The sequence below is a fragment of the Dietzia maris genome, assembly GCF_014144855.1.
Classification (GTDB): domain Bacteria; phylum Actinomycetota; class Actinomycetes; order Mycobacteriales; family Mycobacteriaceae; genus Dietzia; species Dietzia kunjamensis.
Window position 1 is genome coordinate 1 of the sequence record NZ_JAALDN010000432.1, and the last position, 3,689, is coordinate 3,689.

A 3,689-nucleotide genomic window follows, 5' to 3' on the forward strand; every position below is an offset into this window, starting at 1 on the left:
ATCGGAGGCCTCGTCGGGGTGGTCGACCATCGCGGGCGCCGCCCCGGCGGCGAGCAGCACGTCCGCGGTGATCTGCCGGACCACCGAGTTGGTCAGGCAGTGCACGAGCGGGCCGGTCTCGCGCATGACGGTCACGAGGCGGGCGAGGTCGACGGGACGGCCGGCGGGGCTGTCGGGGCTGTCGGTGGGGCGGTCAGCGGGGCGGTCAGCAGCGGGGGACATGCCCCCCAGTCTGCCGCCCCCGCCCGGGCGCCAACAGGAATAGCCTGCCGGGGGCCCGGGTTGCACGGGGCATGACCTCCCCCGAGACCAGCTCCCCCCAGTCCAGTGCCGCCCTGCCTCTGTCCGTCATCGACTTCGCGACCGTCCGCCCCGGCCAGAGCATCGGGGAGGGACTGCAGGATTCGGTGGCGCTGGCGCAGAAGGCGGAGGAACTGGGCTACGAGCGGGTCTGGTACTCCGAGCACCACAACATGCCGTCCATCGCCTCCTCGGCGCCGGCGGTACTCATGGCGCACATCGCCTCGCAAACCGAGCGGATCCGGCTCGGCTCCGGCGGCGTGATGCTGCCCAACCACTCGCCGATCGTGATCGCCGAGCAGTTCGGCACCCTCGCCGAGCTACACCCCGGACGCATCGACCTCGGCCTGGGGCGCGCCCCCGGCACCGACCCGCAGACCCTGCGTGCGCTGCGCCGCGAACCGTCGGCGGCGGAGAACTTCCCCGACGACGTCCGCGAACTGCAGGCGTTCCTCGGCGACTCGCCCTCCGACTTCGCCCGCACGCGCGGGATCGCGGCCATCCCCGGGCGGGGCACCAAGGTGCCGCTGTACATCCTCGGTTCGTCCCTGTTCGGCGCGCAGCTCGCCGCCGCCTACGGGCTGCCGTACGCGTTCGCCTCGCACTTCGCGCCCGACGCCCTCGAACAGGCCTCGCAGGTTTACCGCGAGCGCTTCCAGCCCAGTGAGCAGCTGTCCGAGCCGTACATGATCGCTGCCGTCAACGTGGTGGCCGACGACGACACCGAGCGCGCCGAACGCGAACTGCACTGGTACCGCCGCCAGCGGGTCAAGCTCATGGCCGGCCGCGGACGCGAGTTCTCCGACGAGGAACTCGACATGATCATGGAGTCCGCCGGCGGTCGCCAGATCCTGCACATGATCCACTACACGGCGGTCGGCGACGGGCCGGCGGTGCGCGAGTACCTCACCGACTTCGCGCGCACGGCGGGGGCCGACGAACTCATGATCGCGCCGGTGGGATCGACGGTCGAGCGGATCCACGGCTCCCTGGAAGTGTTGCGCCGCGCCTGGAGTGACTGACGCTGGTCGGATCGGGTGCCCTTGATCACGAAAGCAGGGCGGCCGGACCCGCAGCCGTAGCCGCGGGCACCCGAACCGGCCTATCCTGAACTCATGGCGATCTCCGATGTCGGCGAATACGCCCACCTCAGCTCCGATCAGATAGAGGAGCTCGGGCGGGAGCTCGACGCTGTCCGCGCCGAGGTCATCGCCTCCCGCGGTGAGCGCGACTACCGCTACATCCACAGCATCATCAAACTCCAGCGAGGCCTGGAGTTCGGTGCCCGCGCGCTGCTGTACCTCGGCGCCCGCAACCGCACCGTGTGGGCCCTCGGGACCGGCACACTCGCCGTGGCCAAGATCCTCGAGAACATGGAACTCGGCCACAACATCATGCACGGCCAGTGGGACTGGATGAACGATCCGGAGATCCACTCGACCAACTGGGAGTGGGACCTCGTCGGCAGCTCCGCCGACTGGAAGCACACCCACAACTACCTGCATCACAAGTACACCAACATCGTCGGCATCGATGACGACGTCGGGTTCGGTGTCCTGCGCGTGACCCGGGACATCCCCTGGGAGCCCCGGTTCGCCGGGAACATCCTCGTCAACGCCGTCCTCATGCTCGGCTTCGAGTGGGGCATCGGCCTGCAGGCGGTCGACACGGCCGACGCGTTCGACCGCGACGCGTCCCCGGCCGACCGCCGCCGGGCCCGCGCGTTCCTGCGCAAGGCCGGCCAGCAGATCCTCAAGGACTACATCCTGTTCCCGGTGCTCGCCGGACCGAGCGGCCGCCAGGCCCTCACCGCCACGATCACGGCCAACATCATCCGCAATATCTGGACCAACGCCGTGATCTTCTGCGGGCACTTCCCCGACGGCGCCGAGAAGTTCACCCTGTCGGACATCGAGACCGAGACGCAGGCGGAGTGGTACCTGCGGCAGATGCTCGGCAGCGCCAACCTCGACGGCGGCCCGGCGATGAACCTCATGTCCGGCAACCTGTCGTTCCAGATCGAGCACCACATGTTCCCGGACCTGCCGTCCAACCGGTACTCGGAGATCTCGCTCAAGGTCCGCGAACTGTGCGAGCGATACGACCTGCCGTACGTCAGCGGGCCGCTGTGGAAGCAGTACCTGCAGTCGTGGCGCACCATCGCGCGGCTGTCCCTGCCGGACCGCTACCTGCGCCGCACCGCCGACAACGCCCCGGAGACCCGCAGCGAGAAAATGTTCGCCCTCGGGCCGCGCATGCCCGGCCTGGCCACTGCGCTGGCCGGGGTCCGGAAGGGACGCGCCCACCAGAGCCGCTGACCCCCGGTGACAGAATGACCGCATGTCGCTGACGAACATGTTGGAGGCCGCTGCGCGCGGCGGGACCGTCGAGGTCGAGCAGGGTTGGACGCAGGGCAGGGCGATCTTCGGGGGCCTGACCGGCGCCCTGCTGCTCGCCGCGATGAAGGGGTGCCTGCGCAGCCGGGACACCGGAGACGGCTCGGCCCCCGTCGTCCACCCACTGAGGTCAATCACCGTGTCGTTCATCGGCCCCGCGACGACCGGCCCCGTCGAGGTCGACGCCGAGATCCTGCGCGTGGGCTCCAACGTCGTCCAGTGCCAGGCGACCGTTCGGCAGGAGGGCGCGATCGTCGCGACCGCGCTGGCCGCGTTCGGCAAGCACCGGCAGTCGTCGATCTCGGTCGCGCCCGCCCATCCGATGCCGGCGCTGGGCGATCCGACGGCGATCGAGGCGTTCCCCTACATCGAGAAGCTGACGCCGGAGTTCTACCAGTTTGTCGAGCTGCGGCAGGTCGGCGGCCAGTTGCCGTTCTCCGGTTCCGAGACGGCCGACCTGTCCGGGTGGGCGTCGCTGCGCGAGACTCCGGAGCGGTTCGAGGAGGAGCACCTGGTGGTGTTGGCCGACGCGTGGCCGCCGGCTCCCATCCAGATGCTCGACGGGTTCGCGCCCGGCAGCAGCCTGACGTGGACGCTGGAGCTGATCGCCGAGGTGGGCCCGGAGGCGTTCCCGGCCGACTCTATGCTCGGATACGCCGCCGCCACCGATACCGCCCGTGACGGCTACGCGCACACCCACGCGATGCTGTGGCGGCCGGACGGCGAGCTGGTGGCGATCAGCCGGCAGACCATCACAGTCTTCGGCTGACCGGCGCCCCAACGCAAAATCCGCTATTCGAAATCCGGATCGGCTAGTCCGATTGGAGTAGCCGATCCGGATTCCGAGTAGCGGATTTCCGGGAGGGGAGGGGAGGGGAGGGGAGGGCGGCTCCCCTCAGGTCAGCCGGCGGTGCGGGTGGAGCGGCGACGCTGGTCGCTGCGGGGCCGCCCGGCCGCCTGGCCCACCGACTGGCGGGCGCCGGAGCCCTGGGT

General features: G+C 70.1%; 4 protein-coding genes. 3 read left to right on the forward strand and 1 reads right to left on the reverse strand.

Going from position 1 to position 3,689, the window contains the following annotated elements; all coding sequences use genetic code 11:
- On the reverse strand, window positions 1–222 hold a 222-nt coding region (locus G6024_RS13715; RefSeq protein WP_182640391.1), incomplete at its 3' end, for a hydroxyethylthiazole kinase.
- Window positions 223–293: 71 nt separating this feature from the next.
- Between G6024_RS13715 and G6024_RS13720 the strand changes: the two genes are divergently transcribed.
- The 3 genes from G6024_RS13720 (at window position 294) to G6024_RS13730 (ending at window position 3,465) form a co-directional block, all read left to right on the forward strand.
- Window positions 294–1,322, forward strand: coding sequence for an LLM class flavin-dependent oxidoreductase (locus tag G6024_RS13720; protein WP_159148949.1), 1,029 nt, complete (start codon window positions 294–296; stop codon window positions 1,320–1,322).
- A 93-nt stretch (window positions 1,323–1,415) separates the two neighbouring features.
- Window positions 1,416–2,618, forward strand: a complete 1,203-nt coding sequence (locus G6024_RS13725) for a fatty acid desaturase family protein (protein WP_119192763.1) — start codon at window positions 1,416–1,418, stop codon at window positions 2,616–2,618.
- A gap of 22 nt (window positions 2,619–2,640) precedes the next feature.
- On the forward strand, window positions 2,641–3,465 hold the full coding sequence (locus G6024_RS13730; RefSeq protein ID WP_069389384.1) for a thioesterase family protein: 825 nt from the start codon (window positions 2,641–2,643) through the stop codon (window positions 3,463–3,465).
- The last annotated feature ends 224 nt before the right edge of the window (window positions 3,466–3,689 follow it).